The sequence below is a fragment of the Clostridium sp. LIBA-8841 genome (genome assembly GCF_057782475.1).
Map to the genome: position 1 here is coordinate 227,994 of NZ_CM173488.1, position 19,864 is coordinate 247,857.

Here is a 19,864-nt window from a genome sequence, read left to right on the forward strand (position 1 = left end):
TAAAATGAATTTGTTAAGAAATTTGTTGTTTATTTAGAAATATGGTAACTAAATATAGGAATAAATTATTAATATTAATTATTTGTGATTAATATTAATAATATGTATTCGGAAATTTTACATATATTTTGACAGTTTTCCCAAAATGATGTAGTATACAAGACGAATTCAATTGACCTAAAAACAATTAAAAAGTAAATAAAATGAATACAAATTATAGAAACGTTGAGATATATCCTGTATCTGGGCATCTGGGATATATTGAGTTATTGATGCAACCGGCTATATTTATAAAAATTTATAAATATTAGTCGGTTTTTTTATTTTTAATTTTATTAAAGAAAGGAGGAGTTCTGTGAAGCGAAAGAAAAAGTATTTTATTACGGCCTTAGCAACATTTATTTCTATGCTATTAAGTATAATCTCACCTGGAGTTCTTGTATTTGGTGAAAATTCAAAATTACTTCAAGGTGATGGTGGTGTTGAAATTACAAGTGCTACTTTCCAAAGTAATACTGTCTCAAAAGATATAATCAATACTTTACAAATTGACTATAAGATTTTAGATAAAAGCAAACTAAAACCTGGCGATAAAATTGTTATTGAATTTCCAGATATTTTTAAGGATATAACACCTGTATATTCCGATGCACATTTTACCAGTTGTACTAATAAAAATGGAGTAGTTACTCTAATATTTAATGAAAATGTAGAAAAAGCTGTAACAGGATATCTATCTATACGTGTCACTGGAAATAGCAATATTAGACAAGGTGTAAAATATCCAGTTAACATTGATTTAAATGGACAAACTAAAACAATAGATGTAACAGGTAACGAGTCTCAAGGTGGGGGTTCTGGTAAGTATCCACTTATGTACAAAACAGCTAATTTACCAAACGCTGCTATAGATAAGGATGGGGTAAAGCAATATTATGGAGAAATAACTGATAGAAACAAGCCTATAACATATTATATAGAAATAAATTTAGGTGATGGTATAAATCCACATACTAGACAATATTTAAATAATGCTAAATTTGTTGATAATATTCCAAAAGGAATGGCTTTAGATACAGCAAGTATACATATAAGGAGAGATAGTTTTTCTGGGAAAAGCACAGATGCCACACAAGAGTTTTGGGACAATAATAAACTTAAAGCTGATACTAAATCTTTGGAAGTAGATTTTGGAGATATACCATATGACCATTACTTTATTAGTTATAATACACTTGTTACATCTACTGAAGATGGATATTTAAATAATGCAAATTTATATTATGACAGTGAATCAAAAGATGTACCTTCTAGTCATTATTCAAGATTATCCAAAGATGCAGGTGCTCTAAACGTTTACAAACATGTAGATAAAACAAATGTAACCAATGATCCTAATGATCAAAAAATTAAATATCAAATTAAATTTGATTCTTATGGACATTTTTTAAAAGATACTTTAAATATTGTTGATACATTAGATTCTAGATTAAGTGATATTAAAATAACATCTACTGATCAATTTACTACTAATTTTGATGAAACAACAAAAAAACTGACTATTAAAAATGATAAAGCGGCTATAGATCCTAATGATGATGCTTATATTACTATAGAAGCAAGTATGAAAAATGTTAAGCCAGGAGATGAGGTTAAAAATATTGCATATGTAAATGGCAATCCTACCAATGAAGTTTCTACTAAAAAAAATCCTTTAGTAGAAATAATCAAAATATCTAAAAATGATGCAGAAGCCACTTTACTTGATGGAGCTATTTTTAAACTAACAACTAAAGATGGCAACCCTGTTAAAGATGTCTATGGTAAAGAGATTACCAATATTATAAGTTCATCAGAATCACCAATAACACTAGAATTACCTTATGGTGATTATAAATTAGAAGAAACTAAAGCACCAGATGGATATAAACTTGGTCAGATACCTATTAAATTTAATGTGAATAATCAAAGTAAGGTAGTTAAAGTAGTTGCTAAAGATGATCCACTCCCAACTACTTGTAACTTAGTTATAAATAAAATAGATGAAAAAGATGATCCTATTTTAGGTGCTGAATTTGAATTAGCAAAACAAGACGATCCTGAAAATGCTTTAAAATTTAGCTCTGAACAAGACAATTATGAAATAAATGAAAATGGAACTATAAATTTAGTACCTTTAGGAAATGATGCATCTTTTAAAATTAATAACTTACCTTATGGTAATTACATATTAAAAGAAATAAAGTCTCCTAATGGTTATAAATTAAGTGAAGATATTTATATAACTTTAAACTCTGAAGAAAGCTTTTATAAAATAGGAGAACAAGGCGAAAAAATAATTTTAAATAAAAACTCGGAAATAGATGGATATAGTATTTCAGTAAAAAATATCCCAAGAATAATATTACCTGAAACAGGCGGAAGTGGAACTTTTAAATTTTATTTAATTGGAATTACATTATTAGCAGGGGTATTAATCTTGTTAGTTAGCACTAAATTTATTTTAAAAGAAAGGAAGAATTAATAAATGAAAAACAATATTTTAAAAAAACTTAGTATCTTTATGTCATTCATGTTTATTTTTATTGCAACATCAATCCCTGTATTTGCAGCAACACCATCAATTTCTAAGAATGCACCAACTACAGGTAGTATAACAATAGCAAAAAATGGGGCAACTTTTAATGCATATAAGTTATTAGATGCAACCCAGAGTGGAGATGCTTATGAATATTCACCAACTAGTGAGTTTAAAGGATTTTTTAATAATTCACAATATGGTTCTTATTCTGAAAATGATATACAAAATTTAGATGCAGAACAAACAAAACAATTTGCCGTTGATTTACATAAATATGTTACTGATAATGATGTATTAGGACAAAAACTTTTAGAGGGACAAGAAAATACTGTTAATTTAGGATATTATTTAGTAACAGAAACTTCAAGTGATTCAGAGGGGGCTGCTGTTGCTTCAGGACCTATATTAGTTTCAGTTCCAGAAGTTTCAGGAGATACATGGAATTATAATGTGACTATTAATCCAAAAGATAATACTCCTGCATTAGAAAAAAATATAATTGAAAATAATGAAAAAGTTAAAACTTCTTCTGATAATATTGGAGATGTTATAAAATATCAAGTAAATGCGACTATACCAACATATGAAGCAAATGCGAAAAATATAATGTATAAATTTACAGATACTATGAGCAAAGGGTTAACATACGATGAGGCTACTGGATTTAAAATAACTTCAGGAGATAAAGTTTTTAGTAGTCCAGAAGATTATACTTTAAGTTCACAAAAACAATCAGATGGTTCAACAGTGATTACAATTAATTTTGTATATGATAATATAAAAACTTATGTAGATACTGGTTTAACATTAAATTACCAAGCTACTTTAAATAATGAGGCAGTTGTTAGTACTGTAGGAAATCCTGGTAATCCCAATACTATAGAATTAGATTATACTAATAATCCAAATGTTGAAAATAGTTATAAAACTTTAACTGATAAAGTTACTTCTTATACTTGGGGATTTGGTATTAAAAAAGTTGATTCAAATGATAAGTCTAAAGTTTTAGCTGGTGCTGAATTCTCAATAAAAGATTCTAAAGGAAATGTATTAGCATCATATACATACAATAAAGATGGACAAGTAGTTCCTCTTACAGGAAATGCAGTAACTGACTCAAATGGTGTTACAACATTCACAGGATTAGAAGAAGGAACTTATATTATTACAGAAGAAAAAGCTCCAAATGGATATAGTCTATTAAAAGATCCGATAGACTTAAGAATTACAGCTAACAAAGATATTAGAGGTAATTATAATGGTGCTGCCACTATAAATATTTCTAACATCAATGAGGCTTCTAGCATAATAGATGATATTTCAGAAAAAGATGGAAATACTTTATTTAATGTTCAAATAGAAAACTATGAAGGATTCTCTCTTCCAAACACAGGTGGATTTGGAACAACAGGATTCATAAAAATAGCTATTATCTTATTAAGTGTGGTTTGCGTTCTAGCTATATTAGGGCTTGGATACATTAAATTAGAAAATAATAAAAAAACTAAAAATAAATATTAAATAAAAGGTTTGTTTTAAGCTAAGTCTGAAGAACTAGCTAAAACTTAACATTCACCTAAAACATAGCCTAAATAAAAAACTTCTTTTTATAATGTAAAGTTTATTCTATATAATCCTTTACTTAAAAAGAAGTTTTTTTATGAGATAATATTTATATTTGATGCATTATATTTAATTGAGGAGGTGAACTTCATAGTAATTTTATTACTATGAAAAATTATTTGAAAAAGCTAAGAAAACTATATTTTTTTATTTTAATTTTAATTACATTAATTGCCTTAGGATTCTTACTATATCCTAGCTTTTCTAATTACATAAACAATAAAATGGCAGTTTCCACAATTTCCGATTATACAAAAAAAATAAATAATGTTAATGATGAAGAACTTAGTGGTTTAATAAAAAAAATTAATAAATATAATCAAGATTTATTCAATGGAACTGCAGACAATAATCTACCTTCAGATTTAAATATTGAGCAGGGGAGCGTATTAGGATATATAGAAATTCCTAGTATAAATATTAATTTACCTATATATTTTGGAACTTCAGTAGATACATTAAAAAAGGGGGTTGGAGTGTTAGAAGGCACTTCTATTCCAATTGGTGGAGTAAATACTCATTCTGTATTGTCTGCTCATACTGGTCTGACAAATCAAAAATTATTTACAGATATAGATAAATTAAAAGAAGGAGACATATTCTATTTACATGTTTTCAAAAAAGATCTTGCTTATAAAGTAGATCAGATTAAAGTGGTAAATCCTAACCAAATTGATGATTTAAAAATAGTTAATGGTAAAGACTATGTTACTTTACTAACTTGTTATCCTTATGGTGTTAATACTGAACGTTTATTAGTAAGAGGAGAAAGAACTGAATTAAATTCAAATCACGCAGATGATATTCCAAAAGAAATAAGCACTTTTAATCATTCAAATCAAAATCTTATATTAATAGTAATAATATTACTTACAATAATATTATTTATTTTCTTAGTATTTTTAATCATGAAATTTAAATCTAAAAAGAAAGCTTAAATCAATATAAATATTTCTATGTAAGCGCGACTAGATTAAGTTATAATAAAGTCAATTTATATAGATGAAAGTTGGTAATTGAGGATGAAAAATAATGATACAAAAATAAGTAAATATATAAGTTTAATATTAAGACATAAACCAGAAGAAATAGGATTAGAATTAGATGAGCATGGATATTTAAATGTTTCAGACTTAATAAATGGATTAAATAAATCTTGGAAAGATTTTAATATGGATGACTTAGAAAGAATAGTTAGAGGAGATTCAAAACAAAGATATTCTTTTAATGAAGATAAAAGTAAGATAAGAGCCAATCAAGGTCACTCAATTCCTGTAAATTTAGAATTAAAGCCTATTAAACCTCCTAATAAACTATATCATGGTACTGGAAGAAAATATTTAGATTCTATTTTGAAAAATGGACTTATAAAAAAGGAAAGACAGTATGTTCATTTATCAAAGGATTTAGAAACAGCAAGTATTGTTGGCAAGAGACATGGAGATTTAGTTATTTTAGAAGTAAATGCAGAAGATATGTTTAATAAAGAAATTAAATTTTATTTATCTAATAACAATGTATGGCTTTGTGATTATGTACCTGTAGAATATATAAAAGAATTAAGAATAGATTAAATTATATGCCAGACTTTTAAAGTTAAAATGTAATTCAAATTTAATATTATTATAATCTCTAACATATAAAATTAAGTTATAATGTATGTAAAAAATTACAATAGATTTACATAAAAAGAGTTAATGTGGTTAAAGTTAGGTTATATATAAAGTATTATAGGGAACATTAACATAAACTAAAGCCATAAATTTAAAATAAACTAGTTAAGGAGGAAAATCAAAGATTTATTTAACTTATGAAAAAGAAGATTTTAATAATTTTAAGTATATTAGTTTTAATATTTACAGGAATAACTCTTTATTTAACTCGAGAGCAGATAATAGTTTTTTATAAATTGATTACTAATGGTGAGGTTATAAAGAGTTATATTGAAGGGTTTGGTGCTTGGGCAGCTTTAATATTTTTTATATTTCAGGTATTGCAAGTTGTTATATTTTTTATCCCTGGAGAAGTTATACAAGCGGCTGGGGGATATATATTTGGTACATTAGAAGGAACTTTGCTTTCATTCTTTGGAATTGCAGTTGGATCAGCGGCTTTATTTTATATATGCAAGAAGTTTGGAAAGAAGTTAGTACAAAAATTTGTACCTAAAGATATGTATGATGGCTTAGAAAAAGTATTGAATAGTCCTAAATTTAAACTGATTTTAGTAATATTATTCCTTGTACCAGGTGCACCTAAGGATTCACTTATTATGGTTTGTGCTCTGAGTAACATAACAATGAAAAATTTTATAATATTTTCTATGCTTGGAAGAATACCAGCCTTAGCTGTTTCATCTTTTATGGGAGCAAATTTAGCACAAGGTAAGATTGTTACTGTGATAGTTGTTGGTGTAATAGCACTAATAGCTTGTGTTTTAGGAGTTATATTTAGAAAAGATGTTTTTAAGTACATAGAAAAGCTTTAAAGTTATTTTATTTAAATTACCCCTTTCTGAAGAATAGGGGTAATTTTTTTAGGATATTAAAGGCTAATATTTATGAATTACGGAATAGCTATTGATAAACTAAAAGTCTTATAACTACTATGTTATAAAATATAAATCTATTTAGTATTCTTAAATCTTTCAATCCAATTTTATTAGAAATAATATAAAAATATAGGTTTTATAATTAAGAACATAATGGTTCTTATAAGAGTATAATATAGAAAACTTGTATTGGAGAGAGCTATGATAACTAGAGAGAAGTATGTTACATCATCACTAGAATTACATCTTTTTTTTGGGAGAATTATGAAGGAACACTCCCTATTTTTAGAGGCTGGATTTACACCTAAAAATTCAAAACTTGCTAAAGAGGCTGATAGGTATAAAGAGAGTTTTGAAAAGCTTCTACTAGAGGTGGTCAAATTAAGCCAAGGAAGGGTTAGACAATCAGTAATAAATTCTGGAGAAGTTTTTACTGAGTATACTTTAAGTGCAGAAAAGAAAACAGAATATTATACAGGAATAAACATTAATTCTAAGATAACATTAATGCAGGAAGATTTGGAATGCGCAACTATAAAGAATATTGATTCTAAGGTGATAAGCTGTGTAAAGAGTATTAATAATAGAGCCTTGAAATTATTGGATGGACTAATAGAATTTAAAATGAAAATTCTAGATGGTATGTTATGCTGTAAGCTGTTTACAGTAAATTATCCATTACTTATTGAACATATAATACGAGAAGCTAAATTATATCGTTCATATATAGAGGAGATTGAATGTAATAACGATATAGATAATGGTAATGTTAAAGAAACTGAACTATTTTGGAATCAAATTATGATGGAGCATTCTTTATTTATTAGAGGATTACTTGATCCAAGTGAAGCTAAATTAGTAAGTACTGCAAATGATTTTGCAAATGAGTTTAGCGAATTAATTGAAGAAGCAAGTCATGCTATGGAAATGACAATGCCTAGTGTTACAGATGATACATTAGCAGAAACAATTAAGTTAAGAGATTTTAAAAAGGCTGGTACAAAAGGAATACTTGATTGTGAGATAAGGTCTATAATAGTACCACTTCTTGCTGACCATGTACTAAGAGAAGCAAATCACTATGTAAGAATACTAGAAAGCTATGAAGACTAAATAATGAAATTTATCTTTAAGTAGAATATTATAAGAGTTAGTTTAAAAACTAGCTCTTTTTGTATTTGAAGTAAATTAAATATAATTATTCGCCAATTGTGAGTTTTAAATTAAATAATACTGATATAACAGTAGTTGCATCAGTAAATATGTATTATTTAAATTTTTAATGTCTCTAAAAAATAAAAAAGGATTAATAAGTTTGATAATAGAATTTTTAAATAAAGAAAAAGTAAGTATATTGTATGCTCGCTTTTTATTTTAATTTTAAATATATTTGAGAATAAAATAATAAAAGCTATGTTATTATTTTATTAATTAAAAACAATAATTGATTTAAATAAGCTACCTTTGAATGGTAAAATGTTATGATTTAAGTTTTTATATTAAGAGAAATAGGAGGGGAACATGAAGATAAAAGATGTAGTATATGGTGAGTTTGTTGTTGAGCCAGTATTAGAGGAACTAGTAAACACAAGGGAAGTTCAGAGATTAAAGAACATTCATCAAGGGGGAGCTAACTACCTTGTTAATCCAGGGTGGAATGTTACTAGATATGAGCATTCAGTTGGAGTAATGTTATTTGTACGCCTTATGGGAGGAAGTATAGCAGAGCAGGCAGCAGGATTATTACATGATATATCTCATACTGCATTTTCTCATGTTGTTGACTTAGTAGTAGGCAACAAAGAAGAAGATTATCATGAGAAAATATTCGAAAATGTAATTGAGAATTCTGATATTCCTAAGATATTAAATAAATATGGTTATGATCCAAAAGAAATACTTTATGATGAATCAAAATGGACTATCTTAGAAAGAAAAGCACCAAAATTATGTGCTGATAGAATTGATTATACATTAAGAGATATGTTTAGCTATGGTGTTATATCAAAGGAAGAAATTAAACCCTTTTTAGATAGTTTAAGAGTAGTTAATGGGGAAGTTGTTATTAGTTCTATTGAAAGTGCTGAATGGTTTGTTGATTTATACTATAAAGAGGTTATAGGCTTATTTATGAATCCTCTTAGTATATATTCTAATGATAGATTGTCTAAAGCAATAAAGGCTGCTTTAAAGGTAAATGAGATTACGTTAGATGATTTATTAGAAGATGATAATTACGTGTTTAATATACTTAAAAGTTCTAAAGATGAAGAGGTAATGGCTTTTGTTAATCAATTAAATTATGATGCTAAAGTAGTAGAAGATAGTGAAAATTATGATATATATCAAGTAAATAAGATAAGAACTATTAACCCAGGTTTAGTTATAGAAGATAAAGTTTATTTAGCATCAGAAAAGTCAGAAAAAGTTGAAACATTAAATGAAAATGCTCTAAAAACATGTAAAGCGGGAACTTACATTAGAATTTTATAATAAAAAATTATGCTATATCAAAGCCTGTGATAAAACTCATAATATATTTCAATTATGAGTTTTGTTAATTGATTTTGATATAGCTTTTTTATTAAGTAAAATTTGTAAATTTGAAATTATTATACATATAGTTGAAAAAATATATAATTCAAAACTAGATATGCGTAAATAAATAGTATATATGATATTATTTCTTCTATAATTTATTTTAAAGGGGAAAGAGGATATGAGAGCGATAGATAATTTTAGGAGTGAAATTATATCTTTAGAAAATGCAAAAAGGTTTTTGAATGAACAAGAATATGAGAATTTTATAAAATTTAACACTGAGGTTAGAGAAGAGTTATTAAGAAATTTATTAGAAAAACCAATAAATGAATTTACAGAAGTAAATGAACTTTATTTTAGGTGGAAATGGTCAGAACTATTTAATAAGCTATATGGAAAAAATGAGGTGTGTCTTTTAGAAGTAGCATCTGGAGATGCTGATATGATTCCTCAAAGTTTATCAGTTTCAAATCCAAATTCAAAATATATAACAGCAAACATGAATAAGGCTTTAAATGAGAGTCTTATTAGAAAAACAAAAGATTTAAATATAAGTTTAGAGCTCATCGATGATGATGCTGGGGTTATAAATGAATATATAAAAGAAAGAGAAGTTGATATAATAGCATTTCAGCATGGAGTAAATGATGTTCTTCAAGGAATCTTATGTGCTAAAAATGATGTTGATACAGTAAATTGTGATTGGATGGAATGTTTACCTAAAATGATTGAATTAGTTAAGAGGGAAGTGGCAAATAAGAGTTTTAATGAAAGTTTAAAAGAACCATTTTTAAATTTATTAAAAACTTTAGATTCCGTACTAAAACCACAAGGAATTATAGTCATAAGTCATTATATGTTTCAACTAGATTTAGATTTAGGATATCCTAGAGAAATATTTGAGGACTTAATACCTATAGTAAGAGCATGGTTACTAGATAATGATGAATTTGAAGAAGTTTTTTATGATGGATTTCATAATCAATGGTGGATTTTTCTAAAACAAAAAATGAATTCAGATTTTATTAGAAATTAAAGCTTTGTTTAAGGGGATACTTAGATGTGGTTATTTGAGAAATTGATGTTTTTATGGGATTTAGTTGATGGAATAAAAGATATTTATGAAACTTGGAAAGAAAAAGATGTAAAAATTTTATCTAAGATAATTTGCATGATAATTACTTTAATATTTATTTTTATAAGTATAAAAATATGGGTGTAATTTAAGTGCTAAAATAATTATTAATGTCACAAGATTATATGGATATATATTATTATAAAGATATAAATTTAATTGAGAAGTTTTATACTTTGTTAGTTGGAGTAAATAAAACAGCATATAAGTAAATATTTCAACCAAATAATAGGAGAAAATATGCAACAGGGAAAAGTTGTAATATTTTCTCCTTTATATTTAAAAATTTTCATTTTATTAAAAAAATGTTTAATTATTTTAAAAATTAGTATAAAATGATAAATAACCTTAAAAAAATATAAATATTAAGTTGGATTTAATATTTATAAAAGTAATATTAAAAAATAAATTATACAAGTCCATGGAAGATTAAAAAATTAATAGGTAATAATACAATTTATTATAAATATCAATCAATAAACATTTTTAAGAAAAGGTTTTTTAAAAACTAAGGAGGAAAAAATTTATGCAAGTTTTAATTGGGGCAGGACTTTTATTAATGGTTTTAGGATTGTTTACTTTATTTAGTTACAAAGCACCACATGGAATGAAGGCTATGGGAGCATTAGCAGGAGCTGCTTGTGCGAGCTTTCTAGTTGAGGCATTTCATTCATCATTCTTTGGAAATATTCTAAATATAGAGTTTTTGAAGAAGGTTGGAGATGCTAATGGAAGCCTAGGAGGAGTTGCAGCGGCAATTCTTGTACCACTAGCTTTAGGAGTTTCACCAGTTTATTCAGTTTTAATAGGACTATCTTGTTTAGGATTAGGAATATTACCAGGATTTATAGCAGGTTATTTAATGTCATTTGTAGTGAAATTCTTAGAAGAAAAATTACCAAGTGGTTTAGATTTAATTGTAATAATAGTTATAGCTACACCTCTTACAAGAATCATAGGTGATTTCACAACACCAATAGTTGATTCTACTTTATTAAAAATTGGACAAGTTTTAATAGCTTCAGCAGATTCTAATCCAATAATAATGGGAATAATCCTTGGTGGAATCATAACAGTAGTTGCTACAGCACCTTTAAGTTCAATGGCATTAACAGCCATGCTTGGACTAACGGGAGCACCAATGGCAATAGGAGCATTATCAGTATTCGGATCATCTTTTTTAAATTTTGTTTTATTCCAAAAGATGAAGTTTGGAAGCAAGAAGGATACAATATCAGTAGCTATAGAGCCTTTAACACAGGCTGATATAATCACAGCTAATCCTATTCCAATCTATGTGACTAATTTTATTGGTGGAGCTTTATGTGGTATAATAATAGTTTTAATGGGGCTTACTAACATGTCTCCAGGTACAGCTACCCCTATTGCAGGATTTGCTGTAATGTTTGCTTATAATCCAGCTTACAAAGTATTATTAACTGCTTTAGGATGTGTAGTTGTAAGTGCAGGTAGTGGATACATAGGATATTTATTATTTAAAAATTATAAAATACATACAGTTGATGAGATTCGTGGGAATGCTCTAGAGATAGAGTAATTAAAAGAGTTGCATCAAAACTTTTTCTAAAACACTTATAAATAGTATGAAGGGAATATCTCTCGGAATATATTTATAAGTGTTTTTTGAATTTATTTTTAAGTTTTTGTGGACTTATTTTAACACCTTGAAATTCTATTTGTGATTATAAATTATAATTTGAAGTCCAGTTATTCACGCTTAAGGGCCAGTTATGCACAGAGTATTGAAAGCAATTATTTAGTCTGTTATATTGAAGTTGCTTATTACAAATGAACAATTAGTAAATATTTTCTTAATTAAATTTTAATAAAAAGAGTTTTTTAGGAGTATTTAATGGGTTGTGAATTTATCTATTATGGTATGTGTATAAGCATATTAATAATAGATAAATCACCTAAATAAAATAGTAATTTTAGATGACTCCTTTTACACTCTAAGAATACGTTTACTTATTTGAGCGTAGGCAATAATTTGAGCATCTTATAGAAGTAAAGTTTGAAAATATTTTCTGAAAAAGCTAAAAATAATAAGCATTTTTTAATTGTTTAAACAATTGGAAAAATAAAATGAACTTGTTACGGTTTAATGGATAATTAACCATCAACTTATATTACAAGAGGGGGATTCACATTATGATAAAATTTAAGAGAACAAAACTTATGGCAAGTATTGCAATGGCTTTATGTCTGTTTACACAGCCAGTAGCTACTTTTGCAGCAACAAATACTACTAACAATCAAGAGGGGATTAACTCAGGAATAGCAAGCTTAAATTATAATAGAAACGAAGTATTAGCAAACAATGGAGATACAATTGAAAGCTTTGTTCCAAAAGAGGGTAAAAAGACAGGAGATAAATTTGTAGTAGTAGAGCGTCAGAAAAAATCACTTACTACATCACCAGTAGATATCTCAATAGTTGATTCTGTAAATGATCGTACATATCCAGGGGCGTTACAACTTGCAGATGATGCCTTTGTTGAAAATAGACCTACACTTTTAATGTGTAAAAGAAAACCTATGAATATCAGTATAGATTTACCAGGCTTAAAAAATGAAAATACTATAAAAGTGGACAATCCAACTTACGGAAAGGTATCAGGAGCAATTGACCAATTAGTATCCAATTGGAGTGATAAGTACTCATCAACACATACCTTACCTGCAAGAACTCAATATTCAGAATCTATGGTTTATAGTAAATCTCAAATAGCAAGTGCACTTAATGTTAATGCTAAGGTTCTTGAGAACTCACTTGGAATAGATTTTAATGCCGTAGCAAACAATGAAAAAAAAGTTATGGTTTTAGCATATAAACAAATATTTTATACAGTAAGTGCAGAGTTACCTAATAATCCATCTGAACTTTTTGATGATAGTGTTACATTTAATGAATTAACTCAAAAGGGAGTAAGCAACGAAGCACCACCACTTATGGTTTCAAACGTAGCTTATGGTAGAACTATTTATGTTAAATTAGAAACAACATCTAAGAGTAAAGATGTACAGGCTGCATTTAATGCCCTTATAAAAAATGTTGATGTAAAAAATAGTGAACAATATAAAGATATTTATGAAGACAGTTCATTTACAGCGGTTGTTTTAGGTGGAGATGCACAGGAACATAACAAAGTAGTAACTAAAGACTTTGATGAAATAAGAAATGTAATTAAAGATAATGCAACATTTAGTACAAAAAATCCTGCTTATCCAATTTCATATACTAGTGTTTTCTTAAAGGATAATTCAGTTGCCGCTGTACATAATAAAACAGATTATATAGAAACAACTTCTACAGAATATTCTAAAGGAAAGATTAATCTTGATCATAGTGGAGCTTATGTTGCTCAGTTTGATGTATCATGGGATGAGGTTTCATACGATAAAAATGGAAATGAAGTATTAACTCATAAAACTTGGGATGGAAACTACCAAGATAAAACAGCTCACTATTCTACAGTAATACCACTTGAAGCCAATACAAAGAATATAAATATTAAGGCAAGAGAGTGTACAGGACTTGCTTGGGAATGGTGGAGAAATGTTATTAATGAGAATAATGTACCATTAACAAATAATATAAATGTTTCAATATGGGGGACTACTTTATATCCGGCATCTAGTATCACTTATAATTAATTTAGTGGGAATATAACTAATTCTAAAGAGTAGAAAGATGAAAGTCTTTTAGAATTTGCTTTAATTTAAGTTAGAGATTTAATAAAATATGATATTAAATAATTAAAAAACAAAATTGAATATATAATGATATGTAAAGAAAAAAGTTTTACTTCTTAATGGAAGGAGAGCTTTTTTCTTTTGGAATTATATTAAAATCAACTTTAAATAGAGTCAAAGTAAAAGATTTTAATAAATAAGTTTTTTATATAGAATAAATATAAAATCAATAATTTTAAGTAGGATAAAAGGAAATACCTATTATATTTACTCGATTTATTTAATACAAACAAAAAAGTTATTAATTGTGTCTACTAAATATTAGATTTATCATAAACTCATAGTATAAATCAGAGATGCTTAGAAAAGAGGTAAGCATCAAAAATAAGATTTTTAGGAGATGATTTTGTGAGGGTAACTAGTACGGGAATAATTGATGGAGTTATTCAGGATGAATTTGGGAAAAGAGGACCTTTAGATGAGTATGGAATACCAATGTGCTCTCTTCCTTTAAAAATAAAAGATTCACCAAAGAAGACAAAATCATATGCTATTTTCCTTGAAGATAAGGATGCTATACCAGTAAGCGGAGGATTCTCATGGATTCATTGGGTTGCTGCTAATATCACAGAAAAAGAAATCCCTGAGAATGCAAGTAGAACTTTAAAGAATATTGTACAAGGCTTAAATAGCTGGATTAGTATTCAAGGAGGACAAAAACCAAAAGAAGCATGTATGTACTATGGGGGAATGGCACCACCAGATAAGGCTCATATTTATGAAATTCATGTATATGCATTAGATTGTATGGTGGATTTAGAGAATGGCTTCTATGCAAATGAATTATTTAGGAAAATGGATGGACATATATTAGACGAATACACATTAAAAGGAATTTATGAAGCTTAATATTAGGCTTTATTTTAGTTGAGTGTTGCTTTAAAACAGAGACTAATATTAACAGGCTTTTTTATTGGAGGAATTAAGATGAAGTTAGCTGAGGCATTAATTTTAAGAGCAGACTTACAAAAGCAATTAATGAACTTAAAAAACAGAATAAATCAGAATCTATTAGTTCAAGAAGGAGAAGAAACATCAGAAAATCCCTATATTTTATATGATGAAATATTTTTGAAATTAAATGAATTGGAAGATTTAATATTAAGGATTAACAAGACTAATAGTGACTATATTACAAGTAGTAATGAAAGTATTTCAGACTTAATTGTTAAAAGAGATATGATTGGAAAGAAAATAAATATTTTAAAAGAAATAGCGGAAGAGGCTACAGTAAAGGTCAATAGATATTCTCAAACTGAAATAAAAATATTTTCCACAATGAAAGTTGATGAGATACAAAGAGAGATTAATAAATACTCTAAGGAGTATAGAGAACTTGATACAAAGTTACAAGGATTAAATTGGACAATAGACTTAATAGAGTAAGTTTTAAATAATACAAGTATTTTTAGTTGGTAGCTTTTATTAAAGAGGTCATAAATCCTAACCTAGGAAAAAGGTAATTAAATGTACATATGTATCTAGGAGCAGATACTCTTTTTATAATTTATGCTCAAACAATTTACATGAGTACGATTTACAACTTACAATTTACAACCATATGACTGTTAATAATAAGTGAGGATGGGTAAGGGGATTAGAGTAAAGTTAGGCTAATATTCTATATTTATATAGAATATTGGTCTTTTTTTTTAGGCTATGCTTTAGATAAGTGTTGATTTTTACCTAGCCTGTTAAAATTAATGGTTTATTAAGATGGTCTTACAGTTATATCTAAAAAGCAATACTAATTTAAAAAGATCATTTTTTATAATAATTATTAAATTAAAGTTTGTTTGTATAATATTATGTAAGTGGGTATAATTAATAGATATAAATGGGAGAAAATGGAGGGAAATATGGTTCATGTAGTTTATTGTGATGATAAAGAAAAGGTGTTAGAAAAGATAATTGAGGGTACAAAAACAATGATCATTAGAGGAGCCGCAGGCAGAAAAATTCCTCATAGTAGGGTATTTAAAGGTGAAGACTTATATTTTATGAAAAAAGGATCTAAAAAAATTTGTGCCAAAGCAAGTATAATTAATGTAAAAAATTACGTCAAACTTTCTCAGGATGATTCTTTAAATGTTATTCAAGAAAATCAAGATAAATTAAATCTATCTGAAAAGCAAATGAAAAGATGGAATAAAAAATGTTTGTGTTTAGTGGAGTTTAATAACTTAGAGAAAATAGAGCCTTTAGATTTTGAACATCAAAACAATATGGATGATTGGCTTATAGTAGAGAAAATTGAAGATGTGCTTCTTGGAAGTAGTGTGGATTATAATTATGAAAGTACTAAATTAAAATAGAATATATTTATATGGTAAAGGAGAGGATATATTCCTCTTCTTTTTATTTAAGCAACAATAAAAATGGTTAAGTAGTAATTAAAAAAAATCCTATATAAATAATTAAGCTATATGAATATTAATTTAGAATCAAGTTTTTTTAAACTTTTATTGAAATTAATAAGTTATAAGGTAAAAAATGTTAAAATCTATAAAACAGTATTTTTGCTAAATATAAAAAGTTTAATATATTAATACCAATAGGCAAAAAAAGGAGGAAAATAAGTATTAGAGAATCTAAAAAATAAAAGCTGAGGAATACAAACTTAAGTGAAAGCTTTGATATATATAAATGGCTATTTTACAGGAGTTGCGCAAGTGCAACCTGAAGTTGACAAAGTGCATTTTAAAAGTGATAGTAGTAAAAAGCTTGTTTTGATAAGATACATGTACAAAGTTAAATAGGAGGAATGTATATGGTATTTGGTGAGAAATTATTAAAGCTACGAAAAGAGAAAGGAATGTCTCAAGAGGCATTAGCTGAAAGGTTAAATACAAGCAGACAAGCGATAAGTAAATGGGAAAATGGACAGGGGTTCCCTGAAACTGAAAAACTACTTATGATTAGTAATTTTTTTAATGTGTCTATTGATTATTTACTTAAAGAAACTAAGGAAGAGAATATTGAAACTCAAAAAGGTTATTATGTGAGCAAAGAAATGATTGAAGGCTTTTTAATAAATGCCAATAAGATTTCAAAATATACTTCTTTAGGAATCAGTACTATTATAGCAGCATATATCCCTTATGCGCTTTTAAAGGATTCTTTTGCAATTATAATCATAGCAATAATGGTCGCTCTAGGATTTGGATTAATCATAGCAGCTAGTTTTAGAGAGGAAGATTATAAGATTTTAAAAAGGGAAACCCTTATCTTTGATGAAAATGTTTTGAAAGAATTAAAAAGTAAATATAACATTTTAAGAAAAAAATATATTGCTTTAATAATAACTGGTTTAGGATTTATCATTGCAAGTGGAACAGTTATTTTCTTATTAGAAAGTGGATTTAACTTAGATGGAAAACCAAGTGACTATTATGTTATTTGTGCATTTATGATTTCAATTGGAGCGTATATGGTTGCATATTTTGCCTCTATGATGGAGGCTTATGAGTTAATAGTTAAGAATGATGAATATGTTAATAAATTTAGCTTTAAGGTACTAAAGAAGATGAGAGAAAAGCATGGCGATTTTTAGAGTTATCTAGATAACAATAATATTTACTTAAAATAAGGGAGTGATTTTATGTGGGAAGAATTAGGCATTAGCGGTGGGACTGCAATAATAGTACTAATTGCTATTTATTTTGTAATAAAATTGGCTGTGAAAAATGGTATTAATGAATCAAATTTAGGAAGAAATTATAAAAATAAAGATGAATTTTAATATGGTTAGAAATAATTATTTTGGAGTTATGTGTGTTTAGTCTATAATTAAAAACATATAATAGTTCATTTAGTTTTAGGATACTAAAAAAGATGAGAAAGAAAAGTAGAGAGTTCTAAGTTTTAGTACTTTAGTAAATAATATTTTAAGTTAAATATAAGGAATATTTTTTAAAAAAGGGCAAGTGTAGACTTGTCTTTTTTTATTTTATTAATAACTATTTAAAATGGAAACTTAATCAAATAGATGCAAATATATTTCGATTATTTTTAAAGTAAAATGATAAAAATATGTGTAAGATTTTATTTAGAATTTCTAAGTTTAACCCTAATTTCAAGATAAAAATAAAAAAACATTAAATTTTTTAAAAATATTATTCAATAAATATACATAATATATTCAAAAAATTTAAAATATTCACGGTAATTGAAATATCTGACTTTTACAAAAATTTCTTGATTAACCGGTTTATTTAGTAATTTTTATTTTGAATAAAAATGAAAACTTATATACAATAATTTCAAATATATGGGTTTGAAATCGTTTTTAAGAGGGTGTATAACATAGGTGTGGGGAGGACAACGACCTACAAAAAAAACTAAAAGATAAAGGGAGGAAGTGTATATTATGAGAGATGACAGAGCATTAAACGTTACTTCTGAAATTGGAAGATTAAAAACAGTTCTACTACATAGACCTGGAGAAGAAATTGAAAATTTAACACCAGATTTATTAGATAGATTATTATTCGATGACATTCCATACTTAAAAGTTGCAAGGGAAGAACATGACGCCTTTGCACAAACTTTAAGAGATGCGGGAGTAGAGGTGCTTTATCTAGAAGTTCTTGCTGCTGAAGCAATAGGAACTAGTGAAGAAGTTAAGGAACAATTTATAAATGAGTTTATAGATGAAGCTGGAGTTGAAAGTGAAAAATTAAAAGAAGCATTAATAGAATACTTTACTTCATTTAGTGATAATAAAAGAATGATTGATGTAATGATGGCTGGAGTAAGAAAAGAAGAACTTAAGGGTTATCACAGAGAATCATTATATGATCAAGTAAATGATGTATATCCATTTGTATGTGATCCAATGCCAAATCTTTATTTTACTAGAGATCCATTTGCAACAATTGGAAATGGTATTACATTAAACCATATGAGAACAGCTACAAGAAACAGAGAAACAATATTTGCAAAATACATATTCAAATATCATCCAAGATTTGAAGGAAAAGATATTCCATTCTGGTTTAACAGAGATGACAAAACTTCTCTTGAAGGTGGAGATGAATTAATACTTTCAAAAGAAATATTAGCAGTTGGTATATCTCAAAGAACTGATTCAAAATCAGTTGAAAAACTAGCTAAAAAGTTACTTTACTATCCAGATACAACTTTCAAAACTGTATTAGCATTTAAAATACCAGTATCAAGAGCATTTATGCACTTAGATACAGTATTTACTCAAGTAGATTATGATAAATTTACAGTTCATCCTGGTATCGTAGGACCTTTAGAAGTTTATGCATTAACTAAGGATCCTGATAATGATGGACAATTACTTGCAACTGAAGAATCAGATACTTTAGAAAATATATTAAAGAAATATCTAGATAGAGATATTAAATTAATAAAATGTGGTGGCGGAGATGAAATAATAGCTGCTAGAGAACAATGGAATGATGGTTCAAATACGCTTGCTATTGCACCAGGTGAAGTTGTAGTTTACTCAAGAAACTACGTAACTAATGCAATATTAGAAAAAGAAGGAATCAAATTACATGTTATCCCTTCATCTGAGTTATCAAGAGGTAGAGGGGGCCCAAGATGTATGTCAATGCCTCTAATTAGAGAAGATTTATAGAATATACTTAACATAATATATTAGAGAATTTAAGAGAATACAAAA

17 protein-coding genes and 1 riboswitch are annotated in these 19,864 nt (G+C 27.1%); all 17 genes read left to right on the top strand.

The features are described 5' to 3' along the window. Positions 1-209 precede the first annotated feature (209 nt). Positions 210-293: riboswitch (cyclic di-GMP riboswitch) on the top strand. Positions 294-355: 62 nt separating this feature from the next. The 17 genes from AC2A4K_RS01010 to arcA all read left to right on the top strand — a co-directional run bounded on the left by AC2A4K_RS01010 (position 356) and on the right by arcA (position 19,819). Beyond that, positions 356-2,524, top strand: a complete 2,169-nt coding sequence (locus AC2A4K_RS01010; RefSeq protein WP_322505216.1) for a SpaA isopeptide-forming pilin-related protein — start codon at positions 356-358, stop codon at positions 2,522-2,524. 3 nt (positions 2,525-2,527) lie between these two features. Further along, positions 2,528-4,102: a SpaH/EbpB family LPXTG-anchored major pilin gene (locus AC2A4K_RS01015; protein ID WP_322505217.1), complete on the top strand. Its 1,575-nt coding sequence runs from the start codon at positions 2,528-2,530 to the stop codon at positions 4,100-4,102. Positions 4,103-4,323: 221 nt separating this feature from the next. Further along, a complete protein-coding gene (locus AC2A4K_RS01020; protein WP_322505218.1) occupies positions 4,324-5,142 on the top strand; it encodes a class C sortase in 819 nt (272 codons plus the stop codon). Between the two features lie 84 nt (positions 5,143-5,226). Further along, the gene (locus AC2A4K_RS01025) at positions 5,227-5,778 is read left to right on the top strand and encodes an RNA 2'-phosphotransferase (protein ID WP_322505219.1); all 552 of its coding nucleotides are present in this window, start codon (positions 5,227-5,229) and stop codon (positions 5,776-5,778) included. A 236-nt stretch (positions 5,779-6,014) separates the two neighbouring features. Then, complete coding sequence (locus AC2A4K_RS01030; RefSeq protein ID WP_322505220.1) at positions 6,015-6,692, top strand: TVP38/TMEM64 family protein; 678 nt, start codon at positions 6,015-6,017, stop codon at positions 6,690-6,692. 264 nt (positions 6,693-6,956) lie between these two features. Beyond that, complete coding sequence (locus tag AC2A4K_RS01035; protein WP_322505221.1) at positions 6,957-7,868, top strand: DUF2935 domain-containing protein; 912 nt, start codon at positions 6,957-6,959, stop codon at positions 7,866-7,868. A 408-nt stretch (positions 7,869-8,276) separates the two neighbouring features. Beyond that, on the top strand, positions 8,277-9,248 hold the full coding sequence (locus AC2A4K_RS01040) for an HD domain-containing protein (RefSeq protein WP_322505222.1): 972 nt from the start codon (positions 8,277-8,279) through the stop codon (positions 9,246-9,248). A 226-nt stretch (positions 9,249-9,474) separates the two neighbouring features. Further along, positions 9,475-10,332: a hypothetical protein gene (locus AC2A4K_RS01045; protein WP_322505223.1), complete on the top strand. Its 858-nt coding sequence runs from the start codon at positions 9,475-9,477 to the stop codon at positions 10,330-10,332. Between the two features lie 24 nt (positions 10,333-10,356). Beyond that, positions 10,357-10,518 (top strand): hypothetical protein, encoded by a 162-nt coding sequence (locus AC2A4K_RS01050; RefSeq protein ID WP_322505224.1) that lies wholly within the window; start codon positions 10,357-10,359, stop codon positions 10,516-10,518. A 439-nt stretch (positions 10,519-10,957) separates the two neighbouring features. Then, positions 10,958-11,989, top strand: a complete 1,032-nt coding sequence (locus AC2A4K_RS01055) for a PTS sugar transporter subunit IIC (RefSeq protein WP_322505225.1) — start codon at positions 10,958-10,960, stop codon at positions 11,987-11,989. Between the two features lie 614 nt (positions 11,990-12,603). Continuing rightward, on the top strand, positions 12,604-14,109 hold the full coding sequence (locus AC2A4K_RS01060) for a thiol-activated cytolysin family protein (RefSeq protein ID WP_322505226.1): 1,506 nt from the start codon (positions 12,604-12,606) through the stop codon (positions 14,107-14,109). Positions 14,110-14,556: 447 nt separating this feature from the next. Continuing rightward, entirely contained in the window at positions 14,557-15,057 is a 501-nt protein-coding gene (locus tag AC2A4K_RS01065) for a YbhB/YbcL family Raf kinase inhibitor-like protein (RefSeq protein ID WP_322505227.1), read from the top strand. A gap of 78 nt (positions 15,058-15,135) precedes the next feature. Then, positions 15,136-15,594, top strand: coding sequence for a DIP1984 family protein (locus AC2A4K_RS01070; protein ID WP_322505228.1), 459 nt, complete (start codon positions 15,136-15,138; stop codon positions 15,592-15,594). A 473-nt stretch (positions 15,595-16,067) separates the two neighbouring features. After that, positions 16,068-16,523 (top strand): hypothetical protein, encoded by a 456-nt coding sequence (locus AC2A4K_RS01075; protein ID WP_322505229.1) that lies wholly within the window; start codon positions 16,068-16,070, stop codon positions 16,521-16,523. Between the two features lie 455 nt (positions 16,524-16,978). Continuing rightward, positions 16,979-17,761, top strand: coding sequence for a helix-turn-helix domain-containing protein (locus tag AC2A4K_RS01080; protein WP_322505230.1), 783 nt, complete (start codon positions 16,979-16,981; stop codon positions 17,759-17,761). A gap of 48 nt (positions 17,762-17,809) precedes the next feature. Continuing rightward, positions 17,810-17,950 (top strand): DUF6019 family protein, encoded by a 141-nt coding sequence (locus AC2A4K_RS01085; protein ID WP_322505231.1) that lies wholly within the window; start codon positions 17,810-17,812, stop codon positions 17,948-17,950. 627 nt (positions 17,951-18,577) lie between these two features. After that, the gene (gene arcA, locus AC2A4K_RS01090) at positions 18,578-19,819 is read left to right on the top strand and encodes an arginine deiminase (RefSeq protein ID WP_322505232.1); all 1,242 of its coding nucleotides are present in this window, start codon (positions 18,578-18,580) and stop codon (positions 19,817-19,819) included. Positions 19,820-19,864: the final 45 nt, after the last annotated feature.

Coding starts and splice junctions, on each gene's coding strand:
- AC2A4K_RS01015 (WP_322505217.1), top strand. CDS start 2,528: ATGAAAAACAATATTTTAAAAAAACTTAGTATCTTTATGTCATTCATG.
- AC2A4K_RS01025 (WP_322505219.1), top strand. CDS start 5,227: ATGAAAAATAATGATACAAAAATAAGTAAATATATAAGTTTAATATTA.
- AC2A4K_RS01030 (WP_322505220.1), top strand. CDS start 6,015: ATGAAAAAGAAGATTTTAATAATTTTAAGTATATTAGTTTTAATATTT.
- AC2A4K_RS01035 (WP_322505221.1), top strand. CDS start 6,957: ATGATAACTAGAGAGAAGTATGTTACATCATCACTAGAATTACATCTT.
- AC2A4K_RS01040 (WP_322505222.1), top strand. CDS start 8,277: ATGAAGATAAAAGATGTAGTATATGGTGAGTTTGTTGTTGAGCCAGTA.
- AC2A4K_RS01045 (WP_322505223.1), top strand. CDS start 9,475: ATGAGAGCGATAGATAATTTTAGGAGTGAAATTATATCTTTAGAAAAT.
- AC2A4K_RS01050 (WP_322505224.1), top strand. CDS start 10,357: ATGTGGTTATTTGAGAAATTGATGTTTTTATGGGATTTAGTTGATGGA.
- AC2A4K_RS01055 (WP_322505225.1), top strand. CDS start 10,958: ATGCAAGTTTTAATTGGGGCAGGACTTTTATTAATGGTTTTAGGATTG.
- AC2A4K_RS01060 (WP_322505226.1), top strand. CDS start 12,604: ATGATAAAATTTAAGAGAACAAAACTTATGGCAAGTATTGCAATGGCT.
- AC2A4K_RS01070 (WP_322505228.1), top strand. CDS start 15,136: ATGAAGTTAGCTGAGGCATTAATTTTAAGAGCAGACTTACAAAAGCAA.
- AC2A4K_RS01075 (WP_322505229.1), top strand. CDS start 16,068: ATGGTTCATGTAGTTTATTGTGATGATAAAGAAAAGGTGTTAGAAAAG.
- AC2A4K_RS01080 (WP_322505230.1), top strand. CDS start 16,979: ATGGTATTTGGTGAGAAATTATTAAAGCTACGAAAAGAGAAAGGAATG.
- AC2A4K_RS01085 (WP_322505231.1), top strand. CDS start 17,810: ATGTGGGAAGAATTAGGCATTAGCGGTGGGACTGCAATAATAGTACTA.
- arcA (WP_322505232.1), top strand. CDS start 18,578: ATGAGAGATGACAGAGCATTAAACGTTACTTCTGAAATTGGAAGATTA.